Raw genomic sequence first — 23917 nt, 5'->3', positions numbered from 1 at the left:
ATGCAACCGGTGACGGGGTTGAGCGTCAGATCGAAGAAGTTGGTGATGTCGCCGGTGATGTCGGTGAGCAGGTTGCCCGTCAGCAGGTCGGCGTTGGAGAGGCAGATGCCGAAGGCCATCTTGTTGGCGGCAGTGTTGCCCCGAATGGGTACGGCGCCGTTGTTGCCGATGACGAAGGTCATCGAGAAGGGGGCACCTACCCCGCCGACGATGGGGGCGGGCAGTAAGTTGGTGCTGATGACGGCAGGGTCACCTCCGGGCTGGGCCAGACTCATCAGGCTCACCAGCATTAACAAACTCGCTAGTACAAATTTAAATCTGTTCATAATCTTAGTATGGGTTATCCCTGTAGCAACGCTTTTTCGGGCGCTGCTACAGGGGACTTTATGAAAACAGGTACTAATTTTTACTGGAAGAAATCGATCTTATCGGCATCGGCGTTGTTGTCGCTCCGACTTTCACCACCACTACCGCCGATGATAACGGTACTGATCGTTAGCGTACCGCTTGTGGCACCAGGTGTCAGAGTACCGTCCAGACCAAACGTGAGCTGGCCACCAGCCGGAATCACCTGGGTAGTTTTCAGGATGTAGAAGTTCGCATTCGAAACGCCGTCGAAAGTCCAGGCGCTGTTGTTTACCGGGCGGCCGCCGACCGAAGTAGCGGTTGGGTTGAAGGTCAGGGCCGTTTTAGGATCTTTACTGACCCGAAGCGTAACCGTACCTACTGTCGAAACACCCAGTAATTCGAAGACATCGACCACCACCGTAATGGGTTTCGTGCCGTTGACGGTTGAGGGACGAGCGAAGATGACCGGCGTCAGGTCGGGACCCAGCGACGCAAACGTATACGCCACAAACGTACCCGGTACAATGGTGGCATCGCTCGTGATCGATCCGGCCGTTAGTCCGCTCGCTCCCCCCAGCACCGACGTAACATCGACCGTAGATGGAATAGCCACCCACTGCGTTCCGTTCCAGCCGGCAATGGTCAGGCGGCTTAGCTGGCTGGATGTCAGGGTCGTTATATCACTCAACGCGCTCCAGGTCAGAGTGATTTTCGTGGCATTGGACCCGTCGATGTCCCAGTATTCTTTGGTGCTGACCACGCCTATTTCGGGTGCCATCGAGAACGTATCGAACGGCCCACCTGACGGCAGTACGGGATAGTTTCCTCCGCCGAGTTGCGAGGTTATGGCCGTGTTAGGATCGGTAAAGAAGTACGCACCCATCGTGCCATCGGCGGCCGCAGCAAACGGACCGAAGTGGCCGTTATCACCGGTGGGGAAGATGAACTGACTCGTACCGAACTTGCGTACGTAACCATCGACGTGGTTGGCATCGTTGGCGCCCGTAGTGGTAGTGGCCGTCGTGGCGAAGTTGAGAATACCGAAGGGGGCCGTCCGTAAGGTGCCGATGATACCGGGCTGGGTACCCCCACCACCGGTGAGGAAGTTATGATTGCCGAAGAAGGTCATCTCGGCCCCATTGAAAATGGTGGTATTACCCTGAGATCCTTCCTGAGCCTGGGCCGTTAGGGCCAGGCAAAGCATTCCGACAAATAGCAGGGGAATGCTGACCCATCTCCGCATCTGGCGGGCGGGAGTGAAGTATGGTTTATTCATTATAAATGGCTTGTTTTGAGATTCATGTGAGGTGATTTTGAGCCAACATAGGATAGTGGCAAAATCTACACATAGGATTATTTTTTAACTGATCGAACAATAATGAACGATTCGTTTAGAGGTCAGCTCAAATACTTCCAGCCTGACGGGCTATATAGCCTTCGCGTTGGGGGAAATTCAGGACGGTCAATAGGCTATTTTAGCTCCATTCACATGGCTAAGTAGTAGCCTTCCCGAAACCTTATTCATCAGAATGGATCTTCCAAGTATAGTGCTGAAACGTGACTGACATTATCTAACCCTTGTTCCAGTAAATTCGCCTGACAGTATTGTCATACTGCCCACATTCACATTGGCTCTTAGCTCATAAAAATCGCCAATAACGGCTACATCAATCGCTGTAATACTTAAGCCATATGGGCCCCCAACAGCATAACCTTGGCCAACATTTGAAAGAAATACCCCATTTTTAAAGATGGCGATACTAGATGCAGTTGCGACTGTTTGATTCCAAACATAGTTTCCACTAAAAATATAGGTACCTGGTCTTTGGACGACAAATCGACTGGTTGCCAGGTTAAATAAATTATCCTGATCAAGCGGTTTAGTATCGTTTGTTACCACAGCAAAAAATGCATTATTATTAGCAGGGGCAGTTATGGTTTGGCTGGTGGTTTTTTTTGCCCTAAAAGCAGAGGTTGCCGATTCCCAGTGTGACGCGCCATTTGCATCTGAGGTCAAGATTTTACCGTCGCCCTCGGTGCCGTCTTTAATAGTTACCTGTCCGGTCGTTTTATCGATCGAGGTTTTCCGGCCAGTTGTGGAGGCTTCGATTTCTAAGTTATTATTGGCCCCGATGGTCGTGGGGTTAGTCCCGATTTTCACCTGCGCCATCGCCGATGAAGAGACAAATAGGGCAGCGGCTGTAGCGGCTACCAGAAATGTAGAGGATGCTCGTTTCATGATCGTCATAATTAATTGATTTACTCGATTTGTTTTTAAAGACGTGTAACATGATTTTGAGCCAACATAGGATAGTGGCAAAATCTGCACATAGGATTATTTTTTAACTGATCGAGCAATGTTGGGGGCTCGTAAGTGATTGGAGCTATTCGTATAGTCCTTAGTTAGAAACCTTACTCACTTGAAGAAAGGTACCGCTGCCTGAGTTAAGAACATCATTGGCGAAGTTGCCCTTAGCCCGCACATCGACTACGTCGCCAGCAGCAAGTTTTAAAATGCGGGTGGTCGTTACGGTATAGCCTTCACCTGCATTTATATTTGAATCCCATAAATTACCTTCTCTCCGTGCACCGTTTACATATATATAACCGGATATCGAGTTTGTTGGAACAGGTGAGCCTGCCCGTTGAATACCGACCGAGAATAAGTAAAAGCCTGCAGTTGGGATAGTCAATTGGTCTGTTGCCAAATTAAAACTGTTGTTTTTGTCGAAAACAGCAGCACCATAGTTTATTTTAGTATCGGGTACTCCTGCACCTGTCGGAATGGATGTGGTCGCAGTGGCAACTACACTGAACAGTACATCTACATCCTGTGTCGGTTTCTGCCAGCTTCCCCCCCCGTTGGCATCGGAGGTAAATACTTTACCGGTTCCTTCCGTGCCATCGGCAATGGTAACCTGCCCCGTGGTTTTATCGACCGAGGTTTTGCGGCCGGATGTAGCTGCTTCGACTTCTAAGTTACTACTAGCCCCAATGGTTGTGGGATTGGTACCGATTTTCACCTGCGCCATCGCCGATGAAGAGACAAACAGAGCAGCGGCAACAGCGGCTGTTAAAAAGGTGGAGGATACGCGTTTCATGACTTTCATGGTCTTTTTTTGTTTTGAATTGATTTGGACTTTTTGTGAATCGATTTGTTGCATGATTACAAGTTTTATTTGACATAAGATCAGACGACAGTTACGTTTTCGGTCACGACCCGGAATCGGAAGTCTACTCACTTCGTCAATAGCCTACAGCTCTACAAAACCCTGTTAACCAGCGTTTACGCAAACGTAGACAGGATTTTCCGGATTAGTTGTCGAGGTAGTTCTACTCAGTTTGTAGAAACATTTCTACAAACTCTACGGATACTTTTTTCGGACTGCCGACGATTTCGTCTGCTTTTTCAGGGTATCACGACCGGGCTGACGTTCCTTCGAGTACAGCGGTCAGGCTGGCACCTGTTGATTAGCATTGCCTACGGGGTATGACCACTTCGGGACGGTCGGCCACTGTACTTTATATACGCCAGTTGAGGTGCCACAACGGCCGATTTATCCGGTGAGAAAAACGCAACGCGTACGCACCATCCCGCGCTTAGCTTTAGCCGGCCTCCAAAACCGAACCCACCGGGCTACATCTGACTAGCTTATAAGTAGCATTTTCTGCCTTTCCGACCGTCAGAACCGGTCCGCGATGCCTTTGTAGAAATCATTCTACAAACTGGATAGAATTCATTCGCCAACAGCCATCAGGCTAACTGCTTAAGTTTGAGCGGTAACACCTGGTAAGTTTTTCGCCGTTGAGAGGCCTTCGATGTCCGGGGGTCCGGCTGGTTTATCCGCCGACGGTATTCTGCTATCCATCCACCGTAACCTGTTGCCTGACTATTCATGAACGACAAACATTCTGATGAGGAACTGATCCGCCAGCACTTGTCCGGCCAATCCTCGCCCTGCCTGGAAGCACTGTATAGCCGGTATGCCGATAAGGTCTACCGACAGTGTCTGAGTTTGACCCACGACACTGAAAAAGCGCGTGACCTGACCCACGACATTTTTATCAAGGTGTTCGACAAGCTGGGCCATTTCCAGTACCGCTCCCGTTTTTCGAGCTGGCTTTTTTCCATCACCCACAACTATTGCATGGATCAACTGCGGGGCGCGCAGCGGTTCAATCCGCTCAGTTTCGATGACCGACTGACCGGCTCGCTGGCCGATTCGCAGGAGGCTCAGGAATACGAAGAGCAGTTGCAGCGACGCGAACGGGCGCTGTTGCAGGTTTCGGTCTGGGAGCAGACCTTCTTACGACTGAAGTATGAGGAGGGGCTGAGTCTGAAGCAGCTGGCAGAGATGTTCGACTTGCGGGTCGATGTGGTGAAGATGCGCCTGAAACGCAGTCGCGACCGGGTGCAGCGGGTATATTACAGCGCCCAAACCAATCTTTAGGGATGCTGCAAACACGGGCTTGTTCATTTGTTTAAGCAAACGCAGGGGTTTTGCATGGCGCCATGCAAAACCCCTGCAAACAATCGACACGCACGCGATCAGACCGTCCTGCAGGGGCATACCCGAATACATACCATTCGGTTTGCCGTTTTAAGAATGTCCACAGTGGCACGCAGATTACCGAGAAGTATTTATTATCGGACATGTAGTAACACGGATTTCCACACACGTTACTACATGTCGGCGCTACACGTTATTCGTGCTTTTCAGTGCCCAATACACCAGCGCGGGCTGGAAAAGCAGCCGGACGAACCGTTTCTGGTCGGTATCCAGACCGAATGCGCTCCGTTCATGCACGTATTGAGAAATATTTCCCGGAAAAACCGCCGTGAAGAAAGCCGCAGCTACCTTACCCAGCGCCTGCTCATGCGCTTCGTCGGTCAGCACCAGGCTACTGCCCAGGGCAATTTCGGCAAAACCCGAATAAACGACCGTATCGTCGATCGGTAACGGCACCCAATCCGGCACCTGGGCTCTGAACGCTTTCCGGGCAAAGGTCAGGTGACTGACTCCGGCAAAAATGAGCGACCCTCCCAGTAAAATCCGGGCCGCTTTCGTTAATGTTTTATCCTTCATAAGGTGGTTTGGCAGGGTTTTGAGGAATTCCCCCTGGGTAGAATAACCGACTTAGTTCGGTTAAGGTTTTGGCTCCTGGCCGACGTTTAGAGCGTATAGCAAACGAACACCCCGAGCCTGAGGTTTCAATTGGGGCGATTCTGTGTCTACATCCGATCGGGGCTGCCGGTACGATACCCATTACTTTGTGCGCGTCGGGCGTCTTAATCACATGTTTACAAAACTCATCGACTGGCTTACTATTCCGTTCTGTCTGATCCTGGTCTGCATAGCCAGCGCCATCAGCCTGTTCCAGGAGGAAAAAATCGATACCACGGCCCGTGGGCGGAATAAACCGTAGGATACGGAGAAACACAGGCGCTGATTAGCAACCGTTTTTTGTCATCCTGGCCATGCAAGGATGACAAAAGCACTCATTTGGAAACAGGTTTCGGACAAAGGCCAACCTACGCCGGTGTAACCACTTAATTCCAGCGACTACTGTTACTCCGCTCATTTTCTGCGTCTACCTGTGCAGGTAATGGGGGTAAGCCCCCTTGATGGTTATTCGTTGTGGTTGAACGAAAGCAGGTGGCCCTTGGTCGCCTGCTTTTTCTTCTTTACCCCATCTGGATTTTCGGTAAATGCGTTTAAGGAAACGACTCTGACCGGGCCAATTTATAACCCTCAACCAGTTACAACGTGTAACCAATCACTGCTCGTAGAATTCATTCTACAAACCATGTCGATATCATTCGACACAGAAATTGCGATCTCTTCCCTAGGTTTGTCTCGTAGTAGTTACATCTAGTTTTTACTCACAAACAAGCTGTTTATCAACAGAATCAGCTTGCTTATGGATAGGCTGTATCTGAACCCTAATAGGTCAAAAAAGCGCTGAGAACCGTCAAAAGCTAACTCCAATTCTCCCTCGCTCCTCAAACGATCAACTTTTACTGAATCTGCATTTAAACCAAAATAGGATCATGAACAAATCTTTATTATCAAAAACTCTCCTGGCTACGGCGACCATCGTTGCTCTTTTTTCAGCTTCATCCTCCGTTTTTGCCCAGGTAAAAATCGGTACCAACCCCACTATCATTGGGGCCAATAATAACTTAGAAGTCGAAGCCTCCACGACCGGGCGCAAAACCACGGTCGATAAAACCACGGGACAGGTCACTATTGCCGATGGAACCCAGGGAACCGGAAAAGTATTTACCTCTGACGCCGTTGGTGGAGGGAGCTGGCAAAATGTAAAACTCACCGCCTTTGCGGGTGCAGTCACGCAGGTACGCCAGACCATGACTACATCGTCTTTACCATCCATCTATACGCCTGTTGTCTTTCAAGCGGAAACAACCGACCCAACCAACGCCTTCACGCCATCGACTGGAACGTTTGTCGCACCGGTTACTGGGCTTTATCAGGTGTTTGGGTCAACCCAATTCGACAACAATGCAATCAGCGCAACGCCACCTGCCTTTTCTCAGACTTGTCTGAAAATTCTGGTCAATGGCACTACCAATGTGGCGCAGGCCTGCTCGCAGATAAATGCCGTGACGAGTTCAGCCTCCGTGTCTAATCTGGTCCTGTTGAATGCTGGGGATGCCGTTGTACTAACGGCGGCTGCCACGGCAGGAGCAAGCACCACGTTTCAAGTGGTAGTATCCTCGTTCTATGCGTATAAAATTTCGGACTAACCATACTCCCAGTGTTATAAGCATGACGGAGGTGGACCAGCTACAGTTGCGTTAGTCAGGATACCTACCTGTCATTGCTGGACTGGCAGTAATTGAACTAGCTTATGAAAGAGCCATCAATGACTGACCGGTATGAAAATGTATAATCCTATGTGAAGATTTTACGGCTATTCTATGTTGGCCCAAAATCATGTCAAACGTCTTTAACAACAAGTCATCTATTATGAATAAATCATACCACAGACGGTGGGGTTGGCTGAGTATACCCTTTATGATGGTATTGCTCATCCTGGCCCTAACGGCCCAGGCTCAGGAAGGTAGCCAGGGTAACACCACCATTTTCAATGGGGCCGAGATGACCTTCTTCGGCAATCATAACTTCCTCACCGGTGGTGGGGGTGCCCAGCCCGGTATCATCGGCACCTTACGGACGGCCCCTTTCGGTATTCTCAACTTCGCCACGACGGCCACTACTCATACCGGCGCCAACGATGCCAACTATGTCGATGGCTATGTGCGCAAGTTCGGTACGGGTCAGTTCATCTTCCCCACCGGTGATAATGCCCACTTCGGGCCTTTTGCCGCGACCGCCGATGGCACGATGGGTGCCTACTTTTTCATCGATCCCACCAGCGCGGTGACCTCCAGCCTGGCTGGGGGAAATTATCCCGTGCTGCCCACGGGCGGGCCATTCCCCTCGGCTACCAAAGCCACTTCGCTTTCGGCGGTGAGCACGAAGGAGTACTGGGACATCGACGGAACCAATGCCACCAAAATTACCCTGACCTGGAGCAGCCCCAGCGGGGTGGGTAGCCTGACGGGCAACGACCTCAGCAAGCTCACCATTGCCGGCTGGAACGGTACCCAATGGGTCGCCATTCCCTCGACCGTCGACGTAACTTCGATTTTAGGCGGAGCCAGTGCTCTAACGGCGGGTTCGATTACCACGACAGACCCCCTCGTCCCCAACACCTATACGGCGTATACATTGGGTAGTCTGGTTGACTGTACGGCTAATGCTGGTTCGCTAATCCGGATCTAGTTTTTGAGGTATTTCCAGCTGATTTAGCACACATCTTTACTGTACATCAATGAAAAATAAACGTCATTTATATAGTTACCTGATCTATGGACTGTTGTTTTTACTCACGCTGAGTGTTAAGCAGTTGCAGGCGCAGGCTGTCTGGTCTACGTTCACGTTTAATAGTGCCGTAACCAGCATGACGGCCAATCTGAATGGAACGCTGGCAACCGTCGATGCCGTGGCTGCCACAACCTTTGGCGATCGAATCGAGACGTGGGCGACAGGACCCTACAGTGGTCAATCGATTCACGATCCTCAGGTCAATGCCAATGGTAGTGGTACCAATGCGACCTCCTTCGATGTAAACTTTCCGGCCGGGACCAATACGACCAATGTGATTCTAATGCTCAATGACCTGACCCCGGCCGCTGATGGTAGCGTTACCTACGAATTGTACGCCTACTCACAAAGTGGAGCTGGTCTGAATATTAGTAACTGGAGTGTCACCCAGGCCCAGTTGGGTGTAATGAATTGTGCCAATGGAACTAGTGTCCTGTTTGGTCCCCTGCCGCAACAGATGCGGTTTGCCCCGGCTCCCAATCCTGGCGTCTGTCAAAGCTCTAGTATGGCCTTGATCATTACCATACCGACGCCGGATGTCGGATTGATTCAGGTAAGGAAATTACAAGCCCTGCCAGATGCTGCCACGATGAGTCTTGGCCGTACCTGTACCAACTGTAGTGCCTGTGTAGCCCCTGGCACACCGATCTTGTTCAGCAACGCCGGTAATAATACGACAGCGGGTTACACGACCCAATATGCCCTGACCGATGCGAGTGGTACCATTCTGTCGACGGTTACTTCCCTCTCGGTTGCCGCCCCGGCCGTAACGGGGTCTTACAATATTTATGCCGTCAACTATAACTCAGTCGGTACCGCCCCTACACTTACGCCTGGCGTCAACATTACGGCAATTGGAGGAACCTGTTCGGCCAGCAGTACCCCACTCAGCTTTTCAGTCTGTGGCAGTCCGCCAACGGTGACCGTATCGGGTCAGCTCTGGAACGATGCCGATGGCAATGTGGCCCTAAACGGCTCGGAGGCAGGTGTCAATCTTCCGCTCTATGTCAACCTGATCGATGCCACCGGTACGGTAGTCGGCTCGACCACCATCTCCGCCAGTGGCACTTATACCCTGACAGCGCCAGCAAGCACCACCGGCCTCAAGCTGGTGCTGACCAACAGCCCGACAGCCAGCACGCCCGGCCCCCTGCCCACCGGCTGGGTCAACACCGGTGAGACGGCTGGCAGCGGCAACACCGCTCCCCAATCCTCCACTCTGGGGGTAATTGAACTGACGACGGGCAGCAGCCCAGTGACGGGTTCGAACTTCGGCATTGAACAGTTGCCTACCGCCGGTAGCGGCTCAGCGACGGCCTCCAACGCTGGTGGCAGCAGTCCGGTGACAGTTCCACCTGGTGCCTTCACCAGCACCAGTGCCAGCACCGACACAGCTCCGGGGAGCGTGACGGCTATTCGCATCACGGCTTTCCCGGCCAACGTTACCAGCCTGACGATCAACGGAGCGGTATACACGTCGCTGCCGCTGGGCGGTATTGTCGTACCAACGGATGGCAGTGGTGCCCCGACGGTACCGGTTCTGGTCGATCCGACCAATGATGGCAGTCCGGTGAGCATTCCCTTCGTGGCCATCGACAACGCCGGTCAGGAATCGGCCAATACCGGTACGGCCACGTTGAACGCTCTTGCGGTGCCCCCCGTGGCCAGTAACGACGTGGCCTCGACCAGCAGCGGCACACCGGTAGGCATCAATGTGCTGAGCAACGACACCCCCGGCGGTTCGGCGCTGGACCCGACGAGCGTCAGGCTGATCGATCCGGCCACCTCGCTACCCGTTACGTCCCTGACCATCGCCGGTGAAGGCAGCTATGCGGTCGATCCGGTTACGGGCGTGGTTACGTTTACCCCTCTGCCTACGTTCTCCGGCGTAGCGACAGCCGTATCGTATACCGTTAAGGGTGTCGATGGACAGACCTCCAATACGGCAACCATTACCGTGACGGTCACCCCGACCAGTACACCTAACCCCGACGTCAACACTACCTATGTAGGTATACCAGTACCGGGTAATGTGAGCACCAACGACAAAGTACCCGCGGGGACGACCTATGGAACCCCTACCGCATCGGCCGGTAACCCCACCGGGGGCACCCTTACGATCAATCCGGATGGCACCTACAGCTTTACGGGGACGACCCCAGGCAGTTATACCTATACGGTGCCAGTCTGCGCACCCGGCCAAACCACGGGTTGCCCCACCGAACCCCTGGTGATCACCGTTCTCCCCTATCCGCCAGCGGTCAGCTCACCCGCTCCGCCGGTTGCTCTGGTCGATATTGCCAGCGTGAAAGGCGATCCGACAACCCCAGCGAGCGTGACCGTCGATGTGCGGGCCAACGACCGGCCAGAAACGGCCAGCGGAACGTTAGATCCACCCACGATCGTGAGTCCGCCCACCCACGGCACAGCCACAGTCGGCCCCGATGGGAACATCATCTACACACCCGATCCGGGCTATTACGGTGACGATGTGCTGACCTACCAGGTGTGCGACGCGGCCACGAGCCTGTGTACGACGGCTCAGGAAGTGATCCACGTGCTGCCCCCGAGCAGCCCCAACACGACCCTGGCGGCCGACGACTATGTGACCACAACCTACAACACACCGGTAAGCGGCAGTGTGAAAGGGAACGATACGGACCCCGAAGGCAACACCCAGACCATTACGCCCGGCACGATGACGACACCCGCGGGTTCGCTGACGCTCAATGCCGATGGCAGTTATCAGTTCGTGCCCACCCCGGGGTATTCGGGTCCGGTGAATTTCCCGTACACCACCTGCGACAACGGTACGCCCCAGGCCTGCGCCAGTGCGACGCTGTACATCCTGGTGGCTCCGCCTGCACCGGATCTGACGCCGGTTATTTACGCCCGGCCGTCGACGGTCAGCGGCACGACCAATATCACGTACGTAGTCGATGTTTTCGAGTTGAACGGCATCGCAACCAGCGGACCGATCACCGTCAAGATCAGCAAAGACCCGAGCGTGACGATGAACTTCACCCCCTCCGCCACCACCGTTGGTGGCCGGTCGGTGCAGAACAGCGTCTGGAGCCTCAGTGGTCCTTCCGGCGGGTTCTACACCCTGACGACGAATCAGGTGATTGCGGGCGGGGGCGTGTTGAGCTTCGGGTTGGAAGGCACGCTGACGCCGGGCGCAACGACCGGTACGCTGACGGTCTCGACGGTGATCGTGGCCGGTAGTGGCAATGAAGTCATCATCGACAACAACAACGATGCGGACAAGATCGACTACTTCCAGCAGTAGATCCGAGTAGTTACCTGCGGCTATCGCTGTGAAAAGATTCTACGGACCCTTATCACGGCGATAGCCGCTATGATTCATTTTTCCTTAACCGGCCATGAGGCCCGTATTTAACAACGGGTTACCCAACCACCGCACCGGCAATATGGCCGCCCTACCATTACCCACCGACAACGTATTTACCCTACTAAACAGACACATGAGACTTGAAAAGAAACGGAATCGATCGAGTACCAAACGGCGCATCATTGGCGCATTGCAGGCTGTCATTGCCGAAAAGGGCCTTACCGGGATTACTATCAGCGAGGTCGCTTTGCGGGCGCAGGTCAGCAAGGTGCTGGTCTACCGCTACTTCGGCAATGTAGAAGGGCTGCTGGACTATTACATCCATCAGGGGCCGATCTATCCATCTTTGTATTCCCATGAGCCGGATAACCGTTTATTTCTTCCGCCCGGAGACGAACTGAACCTGTGGTCCAGTCGGATAACCCAGTTGTTTCGGGGACTGCGGTGCTCGAAAGGCGACCGGGAACTGTTGAAAGCAGCCCTGACCGACGGAGACGAGCTGACCACGCGACTCAGGCAGGCTCAGAATGCTCAGTTAAACGAATTTGTCGACCACCTTTTGCAGCGTGTGCACTTCCCGGGGCAAGACCCACAGGCTACGATGGCCATTCTGCTGGGTGGTTTGTCTTATCTGACGATTCTGGCCCATGCAGACCGGCCCATGCTGGGTATAGACCTGCGAAGCGAAGCGGGATGGCACCGGATCGAGATAGCGCTGAAAAGCCTTTTTCAGGCCATCCAAAAGTCCCGCACGACGCCAGGAAGCCACTGGGAAGCTTCCCTCCTGGATCAGCTCAATGCTGAGAACCTGCCCAACTCGTATACAGGTAAACGGTAGCTGGCAGAACTTACCAAAGGCTATACATATTTTTTGATAGTGTAAATAACACAGTAACGAATTTAGGCATTCCCGACACAGTAAACCCAGTAAGTAACCGAATAATATATATACAATTTATCCCATGCACATATTGATACATTTTGTTACTTTTCAGTCCAATGGCTTTTGTTATCGCTTTGGCACCACCGGCCCTTGAACCGTAACTTAATCTAACCTCACATGAACTTGATCCTCGCAGATGCTCATCCGATGATCCGGCGGAGCCTGCAATTCCAGTTGGCGGCCTTTCTGCCCCAGGCTATCCCTATCCTCTGCGACTCGTTTCCGGCCGTTGTCGACGCGCTGAAACGACAGCCAGCCGACCTGGTAGTGCTCGATCTTCTGCTGGCTGGTACAGATTACCGCCAGACGATTCAGTTGATCAGATCCCTCAACCCCACAGGCCGGATTTTGATCTTTTCCGGTTTGGATGAACAATGCTATGCCCTGCCCGCCCTACAGGCAGGTGCCGCCGGGTACTTGTCGAAACTAGCCCCGGAATCCGAATTCGAGCAAGCCATTCAGACACTGATGAATCAGGAACGTTACGTCAGCCCAGCCGTCGGAAGAAGCCTGGTAAACAACCTCGGCCGGACCGGGTTTCTGCCGGGCGAGAACCCGCTGGAAACTTTATCGCCCGGCGAACAGAAAGTGTTGCATTTATTACGGGAAGGAAAATGGACGAAGGAAATAGCGGCCAGTCTGCACCTCAAGCAAAACACCGTCAGCACGGTAAAAAAACGCATCTTCGAAAAACTGGCCGTCGAGAGTATGGTCGAACTGCTCCATAAAGTAGACGTTTATTCGAACTAGGCCCAAACGGCGAGGTATGCTAACAAAGCACCCAGTTGGTCCCGCTATTTTCGGTAAGCGGGACCAACTGGGTGCTTTATGGATTAAACCGGGCAGGAAAGCGTTCTTCAGGGATAAGCAAATTTCCCCTATTTCTTGGCCGGTTTCTTAAAAATAGCCTCATCCACCGGGGGATTAATGGTAACCTTTTCCGTAGTGAACGTCAGATTACCCGCCTGCGGGGTTGCCATTTCCATTGTGTTCGCAAATTTGATCCCGTCCTTGTCTTTGTAGTCGGAGAGCATAATTTCACCCGGCTGGCCGTTCATTGTCGAACTAACCTTGCTGACCAGATAGGTGCTGGTGTCCAGATACTCATCGAAAGCCTGGCCAGCTTTGGTCGTTATTTTCAGGTGGTACGTATCCTTGCCGTCTACCTTTTCTTTACCGACCAGCTCGACCTGATTGCCTTTCTCTTTGTAGTTGACCAGCGGCCCGAACGGATCGAGCTGCCCCAGTTGCTGCTTCAGTTGGTCGGCGGGCATCTCTTCCGGATCGCCCGTGCCGCCCATCATGGCTGGTCGAACCATCCAGCCCGAGGTTCCGTCGACTACCATAATCATGGAATTGCCCATCACCAACGACTCCGTGCGCAGGGCTTTACCGACCAGCACCGTCGACTTGGTCGGGATGTCCATTCCCTGCAACGACAGCGACCGTTCGGTATACAGGGTTTTCACGCTGTTCAGTTTGTCGATGCCGCCCAGGGCCGCTACGTGTTTGTCGACGATCTCATCCAGGGTTTGGGCGTAAGCACCCGCCGAGACACAAAGGGCCAGCGCAGCGGCCAGGATCTTATTGGTTTTCATTCTTTAACGTGATTATTGGTTAAGTAAACAAAATGAGAACTTATTGACGCGACTGGCCACCGGGTGTGCCACCGCCGGTTGGTGCCTGGCCGCTTCCCTCGCTCTTCACGTCGTCGTTATTGACCGACTTGGCTTTCCGACGAGGGGCGTCCATGGTCATCTTGCCGATTTTAAGCGTGAACGTCAGGCGAACACCGCGGTTGTACAGATACACATCGTTGACCTGACTGAACAGGGGCGAATTCAGGACAGTGTGAATGTTGAAGCGGTTGCTGAGGAAGTTCTCGGCCGCTAAACCCACACTGGCTTTTTTGTTTTTGAATTCCTTCTTAACCCCTACCGTGTAGAAGCCGAAGCCGCCCTGGCGTCCCTGCAGTTGCACCTGCGTACCCTGCAAAAATCCGAATGCCTGTGCACCCCAGCCATTTTTGAAGGTCGCGTTCATGAACGTACCCCCACTCACGTTCATCCCGCTGTTGGTCAGCGTCGTCGAAACCCCATCGGTGCCCATGGTCTGCCCGGTCAGGCTGGAATAGAACGCATTCAGGAACAGGCCGATGTTGATCTTCGAGGTGGCGGCTACGTTGGCAAACAGGTTGGTTCCGTAGGTGTGCTGACGACCGATGTTCTGGTACGTCGTAACGATCGCTCCCGGAATCGTGTCCGAAGGCTGGCTCACCTGGGTGATGGCGTTGTTGGTTACACGACCAAAGAAGGTGGCGTTGACAAACGTCTTGCCGATGGTTTTGCTCACGCCCAGTTCGAAGTTGTTCGTCAATTCAGGGCGCAGGCTGGGGTTCCCCACGGTAATGTTCTGCGGGTTGGCCGCGTTGAAGTTGGGGTTCAGCTGTTGCAGACCAGGCCGCTGAATCCGGCGGTTGAAACCGAGCTTCAGGGTCGTTCCTTTAAAGGTCTTCGACGCATTCACGCTGGGCACCAGCACCCCGTAGTCACCGACGCCCAGGTTGCCGCCCTCCCGCGTGCTGGCATCGATGAACGTGTGCTCATACCGCAGCCCGCCTTTGAAGGTGTAGCGATTTTTGGTGGTATAGGTATACGACGAATAACCGGCGGCAATGTTCTGGTGGTAGGTCAGCTCGCCCAGGGTGTTATTGATTTCGGTTGTAAACTGCCCCGACGGGCCCGCCAGCAGGTATTTGTAATCGCTGTTGACCTGCCGGAAGATGGCTTTCCCCCCAAACTCCAGCAGCTGATTTTTCTTGATCGGGGTCTGGTAATCAGTTTGCAGCGTAAACTCCTGATTGACGTTTTTATTCAGGTTCCGCTGCCGACCGGTCAGCTCCCGAACCCCGCTCAGCAGGTCGGCGTCGAAATTATTGGTCAGGTCGTTGCGGCTGTACAGGGTCGAGATGCTCCACTCCTGCTGCGGTTTGAACGTGTGCAGGTAATCGATGTTGGCATCGACCGTTCCCGACAGATTCTTGGTATCTACGTTCCGATAGGCCGTCGAACCGAGTGTCCCGTTGGTAAACAGTTGCGTCACCAGGTCCTGCTGATTCGTCATATTGCGCACCCCGTAGCGTACGCCGGCCGTCAGGCTCTGGTTCTTGGCCAGGTCGTAATCAAACCCCAGGTTATACTGTCCGAACAAGCCCGAACTATGGCCGTCGCCACTCTGGCGGGTTAGGGTCGATACCCCATTGACCAGGCTGGTCTGATCGAGGTTGGTTTTGGTGATGGTGTTGTACATCCCACGCCCGAAGCCACCTAGCGTAAAGCCCGCTTTACCTTTGCGGTAATTGCCATTGAGCGAAAGCATGGACCCCCGGTTACCGACGCCCGAGTCGATATTGAGGTTCAGGCCTTGCAGGCTATTCTTTTTGGTGATGATGTTGATGATCCCGCCCGATCCTTCCGCATCGTATTTGGCCGAAGGACTGGTGATGACCTCCACGGTTTTGATCTGGTCGGCCGGAATCTGCTTCAGGGCGTCCGCTACGCTGCTGGCTACGATGGTAGAGGGTTTGTTGTTGATCAGTACCCGGATATTCTGACTGCCCCGCAGCGAGACGTTCCCGTCCAGATCGACCGTCAGCATCGGCACTTTCCGTAGAATATCCGTGGCGTCTCCACCTTTAGCCGTTATGTCTTTATCGGCATTGTAAACCAGTCGGTCTACTTTTTCTTCGACCAGGGCCGCCTGCCCGACCACCGTGACTTCTTCGAGGGTTTTGGTGTTGGTCGACAGTTTGATGACGCCCAGGTCGAGCGCTTGTCCGTTGGCGAGGCTAAGGTTGCCGATGGTTTTGTTGCGGAAACCGACGAAGCTGACCAGGACCTGGTAGTCACCGGCCACCAGCTTGGTCAGGGCAAATTTTCCTTTTTCATCGGCCACCGTACCATCGATGGCTTTGCCGGTTGTTTTGTTATAGAGCGCAATGCTGGCAAACTCGACGGCTTTTGCCTGAGTGGAGTCGACAACTGTGCCGGTGATTTTTGCCGTGCCTTTCGGACTTTGGTCGCCAGCGGTTCCAGGCAGGGCTTTGGGCTGCGAGGAGCCGCCCCCCATCGGGAACTGAGCCTGCGCGGGCGAGAGGCCGCTGATGAGCAAAGAAAGAGTGGCAATAAGGTAGAGGTTCGTTTTCATAGCTGTATGCTGATGCTACAAAGGTGAACCCGGAATCGGACGCCCAAAAATAAAAAGGGATGAAGCCCATATTCGTCAGGATAGACATCGGTTTCGGGCTGACGAACGAACAGAGGGGGCTTCTTCTGGCCGCTGGTGGGTTCTATCCACAGTTTTGCCAGGATATGATCGAATCAGCTTCCGAAAATTGCGGGCAAACGACCGGTCGACCACGGGCCTGAACGTGGGGTGGTGCCAAAACAGGCCGGCCCGCCCGCGGGCATCCGGCGGTTACAGGTTTTTCTTTTTCGTGCGCAGCTCCCTGACGTCGAAATCGAACGGCAGGTTGTTCATGCACTTAAAATGCTTCATGGGGCAACTGCCCGAGCTGATCGCCGAGCAGGGACGGCATCCTAAGCCGGGGTTTTCGAGCCGGACGTGCGGGGTTTTGTAGGGGTAAAATCCGAACTGAGGAGTGGTGCTTCCCCAGATGGAGTACACTTTTTTGCGGAACGCAGCGGCCACGTGCATCAGCCCCGTGTCGTGGCTGAAAACGATCCGCGCCCGTTTGATCAGCGAGGCCGACTGATTGATGTTGTAGTGGCCGCAGGCATTGTATATCTGCCGTTCGCCGAGCGCCTGCACGATCGCTTCGCCCGCCTTTCGATCCTCAGTATCGCCCAGCAGCACGATCGGGTAGTTGATTTTCCGGCATAGCTCGATCATGCGCCGAACGGGTAACCGACGGGTCAGGCTTTGCCCACCGATGGCATAGGCCACGTAATCCTGCTGATGAGTGTCGGGCAGCCAGTCGGTTTCGACCTCGTCGCGGTACGGAATGAAATAATCCAGTCCCCGCCCGTCGTTCTCGATGCCCAGCGGTTGCACCACGGCCAGGTACCGGTCCACAATGTGCTGGTCGGGCAGCGCATTCACTTTCCAGAACACATACAGCCATTGCCGGAACGGCTGTCGTTCCAGGCTATAAGACCGCACGCCCAGCGCAGCTTTGATCAGCCGCGTCGTGAAGGTGTTTTGTAGATCGACCACATAGTCGAACTGTTCGGCGCGCAGTTGTCGGATCAGGCTGTATACGCTCCCGTCGAGGTAATGAGATGCGGTCAGGTAGGGGTTGTACGCCGTCAGGGTCTGATAAACTTTCTGGGTAGCGTAATGCACTTCGGCATTCGGCAGCTGGTTCTTCAGGCAGCGCACAACGGGCGTCGTCAGCACAACGTCGCCGATGGAGGCAAACTGCAGAACCAGAATTTTTACCGAACGTGCCATACGACAGTCATTTTTGCAAAACTATTGCATTTACGGAAAGCCCGCAAACTATTTCATCAGTACATCCACCGGGTTTCACCGACTTTGAGCCAAAGGTATCAATCCTGCCACCAGCGCGGCTGATTGGGGGTCCGGTATTGGTCGTTGACGCAGACCACACAGGTGGCCAGCGGATTGAGTACGACCACGTCTTTGGTCGGTACCGGGGCCCCGACGGCGTTGCTCCGATCGACCAGCAGGTGTCCTACCGATACGCCCACTGCGCCAAAATATCCATACGCTTTCAGGTTGCTATTGCTGACTGCGTGAATATTCCCTCCGATACTGGCCGGAGCGGCATCGAATAGCCCGCCCGAGTTGGACACCTGCTGATTCGCCGATTTGAAAAATTCGTATACCCCCTTACTCAGGGCCTGCTGTGTCACCTCCAGGTAATACCGCGATCCGGCGTCGTAGGGGACCCGCTGGATGAACCGGCGACTGATCGAATTGCCGTTGATGTTTATGTCGGACGTTATGTTGATGCAGTTGATATAGCAGTGGGTAATGTCCCAGCAGCGGCTACAGCACGGAATGCCGATGTTGTAACTCTGGTTAAGTACCGGGGTCGTCTGGCAGGCGTAGGTAAATTCGTAGTGGGTCCATTCCCAACGGTAGAAATCGCCGGGCGACTCAGGGTCTTTGGTATCGATATAAACGTCCCAACCGTTGGCTTTGCCATTATCCGACGCCTGCGCATCATACCGGTACTCGGAATAAACCCGGCCGATCGGGGGCGACGTTTTGAGTGTTTCCGCATCCGATTCGTACTGTTCGCCGTTCTGGGTTCGAATGGTCAGTTTATACGTTCGGCCCGCAACGCCCTGTATACCGGCCGTACTGGTCTGGTAGACGCCCCCCTGCTCTTTCAGAACTTCCCGATTGCCCAGGTTGTCAGAAATAATCACCGTGGCGCCTGTTTCGAGCAGATTCAGGCTTTTGTAGGAATAATCGGCCGTGCGGGTCAGCTTCACCGAATAAGGGCCCGGCTGATCGGTGATCATGCCTTCCACAATCAGCGAAGGGGTTATACTGACCGGGTCGGGCTGAAATTCCGTGACGCAGGAAACCACCAGCAGCCCATACACCAGCAGTTGCGCATAAATCAGCACCCGGAGTCTCATCAGAATTTGAAGTTATAGGTCAGGGATGGAAACATCGTCCCGAAAATGGACAGTTTATAAGCATCGGTTCCCGAAGCGGGGCTGAGCTTGTAAAAAACAGAGTACGCATTTTTGTGCGCATAGACATTATAGATCGAGAAAATCCAACTGCTCTGGTTGCGCTTTTTCTTCAGTGGATTTTGCTCGAAGGTCATCGAAAAATCGAGCCGATGGTAATCCGGAACCCGCTGCTGGTTGCGGTCGAGGTAAATTGGCACGAGCACTCCGGCTACCCGGGCAATGGCCGCGGGCTGGGTCGTCGGGCGGCCGGTGCTGTAGGTAAAGTTCAGCGACATACTGAACCAGTTAGTCGGGCGGTGGGTAGCCAGCACGTTCAGCGTGTGCGGTTTGTCGTAATTGGCCGGATACGGGTTGCCGTTATTCACCCGCTCATCGGCGTAGGGGCTATTCATCGTCAGGAACGTGCGGGCGTAGGTATAGCTGATGAAACCGGTCCAGCGGCCCTTGTTTTTGCGCAGTAATCCCTCGAAGCCGTACGCCTGACCGCTGCCCTGCACGATCTGGGTTTCGACGGCCGGCGCCAGCTGCAGTTCGGCCCCGTCGCGGTAATCGATGGCGTTGGTCAGGGTTTTGTAGTACACCTCACCCGAGGCTTCGATGGCATTGTCGGCCGTATTCAGAAAATACCCCAGCGACCACTGATCGGCGATGGTCGGTTTCGTATACATGTCGCTCAGGTGCCAGCGCGAAGTCGGCAGCGCAGCGGTGGTATTGGTCACCTGCTGAATGTACTGCCGCAGCCGGCTGTATCCCGCCTTGATCGCCCGCCCCTCGCCTACCGACCAGCGAACGGCCAGCCGGGGTTCGAGCCCACCGGCCGAGTGGTAGATTCGGCCCGCCCCGTAGGTCTGCGTCGAGGTGACGGTTTCGTCCTGGCGAGGTCCGTTCTCCTGGTAAGTACGGACGCTGGCGGGTCCCCGGTTCAGCAGGGTCGAATAGCGCAGGCCTGCGATCAGCGAAACGTCGGCGTTCAGTTTCCACTCATCCTGCACGTAAGCCGCTAGTTCGTAGGCGCGTTCTCGAGCCAGCTCGACCGGCAACACATTCGAGAGCGGGCCCGGCGTCCGGGTATTGGGTTGGATCAGGTAGTCGATCAGACTCAGCCCCCCCTGCCATTGGTGTACCTCACCGGGCGTATAGGTCAGATCGGACTTGATCTGCCGATGCCAGACACCCGATTCGAGCTGAAACGCGTTGGCCGAATCCGCCGAAGACAGATCGGCCCGGTAGCGACTCAGAATAACCGAGGTTGCCAGGTTCAGTTGCCGGCTCATGAAGTAGTTCCAGCGTACGGCGCCGTTTAGGGTCTGGTAATTGAACTTCGTCGAGGAAGCATTGATCTCCTGACCCGACAGCGAGTCAGACGCCAGCTTGAATACGTCGGTGCTCAGGTAGCCGGTAAACGTCAGGGTATGTTTTTCGTTAGGCTGGTACTTGAGCTTGGTAGTCAGGTCGTAGAAGTTGGCCGTCGTTCCCCGCAGATTCGGTGGGGCCAGTTTAAAGAGAAAATCATTGAACGACCCGCGGACGGCTGCCAGCACCGAAAGCTTGTTTTTGATGATCGGCCCTTCGACGCCCAACCGGCTCGAAATGATGCCGATGCCCCCGTTGACACCCCATTTTTCGGCATCGGGTTCTTTGATCTTCACGTCCAGTACCGACGATGCCCGCCCACCATAAGCCGCCGATACGCCCCCCCGGTTGAGCGTCACATCGCGCACGACATCGGGATTGAACACCGAGAAAAAGCCCATCAGGTGACTTGGGTTGAAGACCGGTGCATCGTCGAACAGAATCAGGTTCTGGTCGGCACTCCCTCCACGCACGTTGAAGCCCGGTGCGCCTTCGCCAACGGTGGTTACCCCCGGCAGCAAGAGTAAACTCCGGATGACATCGATCTCGCCCAGCAAGGGCGGAATGCGCCGGATACTCCGAATTGTCAGTTGCGACACACCAATTTCTACTTTGCGGACATTGCGGTCCGGCGCTTCGCTCGTCACGACGACTTCTTCCAAATCCTTGGCGTCATCTTCCATGGTTATTTCCCGGAACAACATCCCGTTGAGGGTGATGGTATCCTGCCGGGGCCGGTAACCCACGTGTGTGAAGCGGAGAATGTACTTACCGGGCCGTAACTGTACGATGTAAAACCCGTCTTTGGCCGTCACATAGCCTTTCGATACGTCGAGCGCAACGATGTTGACGCCCTGAATCGGCTGACCGGTTTTAGCATCCCGCACATATCCCGTAGCCGAGAAGGTAACCGCCGGTGCGTTTGCGTTGGGTCTTTGCTGGGCCAGTGCCCCGTTGAGCAGACAAAAAGTAAGCCACAGTAAACCTGTAAAACGCATAGAGCCGGGTTTAGGAAACGCAGAGTCGACGACAGTACCGAATGCGGTTGCCTGTCAACGGTATAAAGGAATTAACAGATCGATTTACCCTATTTTTACGCAGATTAATCGACAATTAATCCTGCTTTTATCCTATTTTACGAATACTTTCCCGACGTTGCTGTAAGTACGCGCTCATCTCGTCCAACGTCAGGGCATTAAAGGTCATGGCTTTGGTCAGACCCCCTTTTCGGCCGACAGCTACCCCGTAGTGCATGTCCAGCAGACCGGCCAGATCATGCGCATCGGGGTTGATGCTCAGCATGACGCCCTGCTGCATGGCGTAGTCGATCCAATGCCAGTCGATGTCGAGCCGGTAGGGGCTGGCGTTGATTTCGATAACGACCTGATGCTCCGCACAGGCGTCGATGATGGCCCGGTGATCGATCGGATACCCTTCGCGGGCCAGCAGCAGCCGACCGGTGGGATGACCTAAAATCGTCGTGTATGGGTTTTCGATCGCTTTGAGCAGACGGGTAGTAGCTTTTTCAATCGACATCGTCAGGGTCTGGTGTACCGAGGCTACGACATAATCGAAGGAAGCCAGCGTCGCGTCGTCGTAATCCAGCGATCCATCACTCAAAATATCGGATTCTATTCCTTTGAAGATGCGGAAGTCTGGCCCAAAACCGGCGTTGAGTGCATCGATTTCCGCCTGCTGCTGCGCAACCCGGTCGATGTCGAGGCCACCGGCGTAGGATGCGGTTTTCGAATGATCGGCGATCCCAAAATACGACAGCCCCAGCTCGCGGCAGTAAGCCGCCATGTCGGCCACCGACTGCTTGCCGTCCGACCAGGTGCTGTGGTTATGCAGGGTACCACGCAGATCTTCCCACCGTACGAGTTCGTCGTTCTGATGGCGACTGGCCCAGCGGAAGGCAAACTCGCTCTCCCGCATTTCCGGTACGATATAAGGCAATCCGGCCCGCGCATAGATCGCCTGTTCGACCTCAACGGTTGCTGCTTCGGTCGCTTCCGAAATAGCGCTGGAATAGGCTACCTGCAACAACGACGCCCCACCCGTTCCCACCTGCTGCATATGGACATCGGTGGCGGTCTGAATAAACAGTTGCCGGTTCATCTGATCGGCTGGGTATAAGGCCAGCTCCACCCCTACGTCGAAACCCCGAAGCCGTCCCCGCCATACAAACGGTGAGGACGCCTGCTCATGCTGCTCCAGGTCAGGGAGGTTTTTCAGCGTTAGCATGGCCGAAACCGGATCGCTGGTTTGTACGAGCAACTGCACGGTATCCACCTCCTGCGCTTTCCGGCGCACCTGACCGCTGATTTCCACCCGTTCGAAAAGGGGCGCCAGTTGATCATAGAGCAGGTTAGCCATCATGGCCGCTTTGTCCATCCGGACTTTTCCCTGCTGCTCCTGCAGAAACTCCAGCGCAGCCAGAATTTTCTCCTGCGTGCTCGCTCCGAACCCTTTAATTTTCGCTATCTCGCCGTTCTCACCCGCCTGCTGCAGATCACGCAGGTTGTCGATGCCGAGTTCGCGCCAAAGGGTTCGTACTTTCCTCACGCCCAGCCCTTTGATCCGAAACATATCCAGCACGCCCGACGGCGTTTGCGCCAGCAGGTCATCGAGGTCTGTCAGGCGACCGGTTTCGGCAATCTCCCGAATTTTCTGCGCGACGGATTTGCCCACGCCCGGCAGTTTCACCAGCTCATCGACCGGCAGATTGGCCAGATCGGCCGTGGATTTATCCAGATTGAACGCTGCAGACTGGTAGGAACGGACCTTGAACTGGTCGCGGTCGTGAAGTTCCATTAACCGGCCCGTGAGTTCGAGCAGGTCAACGATTTCGGAATTGGTCATAGAAAAACGGCAATTTACGCTGCAAGTTAGGGATTCGGTCAGATTTCAGAAGGGCTCGGGAAGCGGTCGCTATAGCTTTGTTTCATCGGCGCAGGAAATTTCCTGCTTCACTTCAAACACGCGACAACGCTCATGGAACCGAATTCAATTAACTCCAAGTACGATCCTTTTTTGTGGAAACGTGCGAAAGCCCGCGTCGGTTTTCGGATACACCTCCGCTCCTATCTGATCGTCAACGCCGGTTTATGGCTTATCTGGGCCTTCAGCAACCTGGCTATTCATTCGTTCAATCACTTTGGCTATTTTTTTCCCTGGCCCATTTTTCCGATGATCGGCTGGGGGATCGGGTTGGCGTCGCATTATTTCCATGTGTATCAAAGTAACAGCGAACGCTCGATGATCGAAGAAGAATACCAGAAGCTGGTCAATTACGGCAAATAAGCATCGTTCC

19 protein-coding genes are annotated in these 23917 nt (G+C 54.2%); 8 read left to right on the top strand and 11 right to left on the bottom strand.

The window, feature by feature from the left end; genetic code table 11:
• The 4 genes from ACYVC2_RS05700 to ACYVC2_RS05685 all read right to left on the bottom strand — a co-directional run.
• Positions 1-326: hypothetical protein (locus ACYVC2_RS05700; protein WP_461101334.1), on the bottom strand; the 326-nt coding region annotated here is incomplete at its 3' end.
• Positions 327-406: 80 nt separating this feature from the next.
• Complete coding sequence (locus ACYVC2_RS05695) at positions 407-1624, bottom strand: hypothetical protein (protein ID WP_461101333.1); 1218 nt, start codon at positions 1622-1624, stop codon at positions 407-409.
• 291 nt (positions 1625-1915) lie between these two features.
• Entirely contained in the window at positions 1916-2587 is a 672-nt protein-coding gene (locus ACYVC2_RS05690) for a hypothetical protein (protein ID WP_461101332.1), read from the bottom strand.
• A gap of 160 nt (positions 2588-2747) precedes the next feature.
• A complete protein-coding gene (locus ACYVC2_RS05685) occupies positions 2748-3512 on the bottom strand; it encodes a complement C1q domain-containing protein (protein ID WP_461101331.1) in 765 nt (254 codons plus the stop codon).
• 732 nt (positions 3513-4244) lie between these two features.
• Between ACYVC2_RS05685 and ACYVC2_RS05680 the strand changes: the two genes are divergently transcribed.
• Positions 4245-4799, top strand: coding sequence for an RNA polymerase sigma factor (locus ACYVC2_RS05680; RefSeq protein WP_461101330.1), 555 nt, complete (start codon positions 4245-4247; stop codon positions 4797-4799).
• A gap of 246 nt (positions 4800-5045) precedes the next feature.
• On the opposite strand, the gene ACYVC2_RS05675 is transcribed toward ACYVC2_RS05680, so the two are convergent.
• A complete protein-coding gene (locus ACYVC2_RS05675) occupies positions 5046-5435 on the bottom strand; it encodes a DoxX family protein (protein ID WP_461101329.1) in 390 nt (129 codons plus the stop codon).
• Positions 5436-5646: 211 nt separating this feature from the next.
• Here ACYVC2_RS05675 and ACYVC2_RS05670 point away from each other — a divergent pair, with 211 nt between their 5' ends.
• The 6 genes from ACYVC2_RS05670 (at position 5647) to ACYVC2_RS05645 (ending at position 13306) form a co-directional block, all read left to right on the top strand.
• Positions 5647-5775 (top strand): hypothetical protein, encoded by a 129-nt coding sequence (locus tag ACYVC2_RS05670; protein WP_461101328.1) that lies wholly within the window; start codon positions 5647-5649, stop codon positions 5773-5775.
• A 625-nt stretch (positions 5776-6400) separates the two neighbouring features.
• Positions 6401-7117 (top strand): C1q-like domain-containing protein, encoded by a 717-nt coding sequence (locus ACYVC2_RS05665; protein WP_461101327.1) that lies wholly within the window; start codon positions 6401-6403, stop codon positions 7115-7117.
• 271 nt (positions 7118-7388) lie between these two features.
• Entirely contained in the window at positions 7389-8159 is a 771-nt protein-coding gene (locus ACYVC2_RS05660) for a hypothetical protein (RefSeq protein ID WP_461101326.1), read from the top strand.
• A gap of 49 nt (positions 8160-8208) precedes the next feature.
• Complete coding sequence (locus ACYVC2_RS05655) at positions 8209-11550, top strand: Ig-like domain-containing protein (protein WP_461101325.1); 3342 nt, start codon at positions 8209-8211, stop codon at positions 11548-11550.
• Between the two features lie 94 nt (positions 11551-11644).
• Positions 11645-12451, top strand: coding sequence for a TetR/AcrR family transcriptional regulator (locus tag ACYVC2_RS05650; RefSeq protein WP_461101324.1), 807 nt, complete (start codon positions 11645-11647; stop codon positions 12449-12451).
• A 222-nt stretch (positions 12452-12673) separates the two neighbouring features.
• Positions 12674-13306 (top strand): LuxR C-terminal-related transcriptional regulator, encoded by a 633-nt coding sequence (locus ACYVC2_RS05645; protein WP_461101323.1) that lies wholly within the window; start codon positions 12674-12676, stop codon positions 13304-13306.
• 128 nt (positions 13307-13434) lie between these two features.
• Here the strand turns inward: ACYVC2_RS05645 and ACYVC2_RS05640 are convergent, their stop codons facing one another.
• From ACYVC2_RS05640 to ACYVC2_RS05615, 6 genes are all read right to left on the bottom strand, one after another.
• Positions 13435-14154 (bottom strand): outer membrane lipoprotein-sorting protein, encoded by a 720-nt coding sequence (locus ACYVC2_RS05640; RefSeq protein ID WP_461101322.1) that lies wholly within the window; start codon positions 14152-14154, stop codon positions 13435-13437.
• Positions 14155-14194: 40 nt separating this feature from the next.
• Positions 14195-16762 carry a TonB-dependent receptor gene (locus ACYVC2_RS05635; RefSeq protein ID WP_461101321.1) on the bottom strand — a complete coding sequence of 856 codons (2568 nt, stop codon included), beginning with the start codon at positions 16760-16762 and terminating at the stop codon, positions 14195-14197.
• A 270-nt stretch (positions 16763-17032) separates the two neighbouring features.
• Positions 17033-18028, bottom strand: a complete 996-nt coding sequence (locus ACYVC2_RS05630; RefSeq protein WP_461101320.1) for a glycosyltransferase family 9 protein — start codon at positions 18026-18028, stop codon at positions 17033-17035.
• A 98-nt stretch (positions 18029-18126) separates the two neighbouring features.
• The gene (locus ACYVC2_RS05625) at positions 18127-19191 is read right to left on the bottom strand and encodes a DUF4249 domain-containing protein (protein WP_461101319.1); all 1065 of its coding nucleotides are present in this window, start codon (positions 19189-19191) and stop codon (positions 18127-18129) included.
• Positions 19191-21602: a TonB-dependent receptor gene (locus ACYVC2_RS05620; RefSeq protein ID WP_461101318.1), complete on the bottom strand. Its 2412-nt coding sequence runs from the start codon at positions 21600-21602 to the stop codon at positions 19191-19193. Before ACYVC2_RS05620 ends, ACYVC2_RS05625 begins: the two co-directional genes overlap by 1 nt.
• Positions 21603-21729: 127 nt before the next feature.
• Complete coding sequence (locus ACYVC2_RS05615; protein WP_461101317.1) at positions 21730-23466, bottom strand: helix-hairpin-helix domain-containing protein; 1737 nt, start codon at positions 23464-23466, stop codon at positions 21730-21732.
• A 132-nt stretch (positions 23467-23598) separates the two neighbouring features.
• Here ACYVC2_RS05615 and ACYVC2_RS05610 point away from each other — a divergent pair, with 132 nt between their 5' ends.
• Entirely contained in the window at positions 23599-23907 is a 309-nt protein-coding gene (locus ACYVC2_RS05610) for a 2TM domain-containing protein (RefSeq protein WP_461101316.1), read from the top strand.
• The last annotated feature ends 10 nt before the right edge of the window (positions 23908-23917 follow it).

The organism is Spirosoma koreense (genome assembly GCF_054777875.1).
The sequence above is the reverse complement of the archived record's forward strand: the minus strand, read 5'-3'. Positions and strand labels throughout refer to the sequence as shown.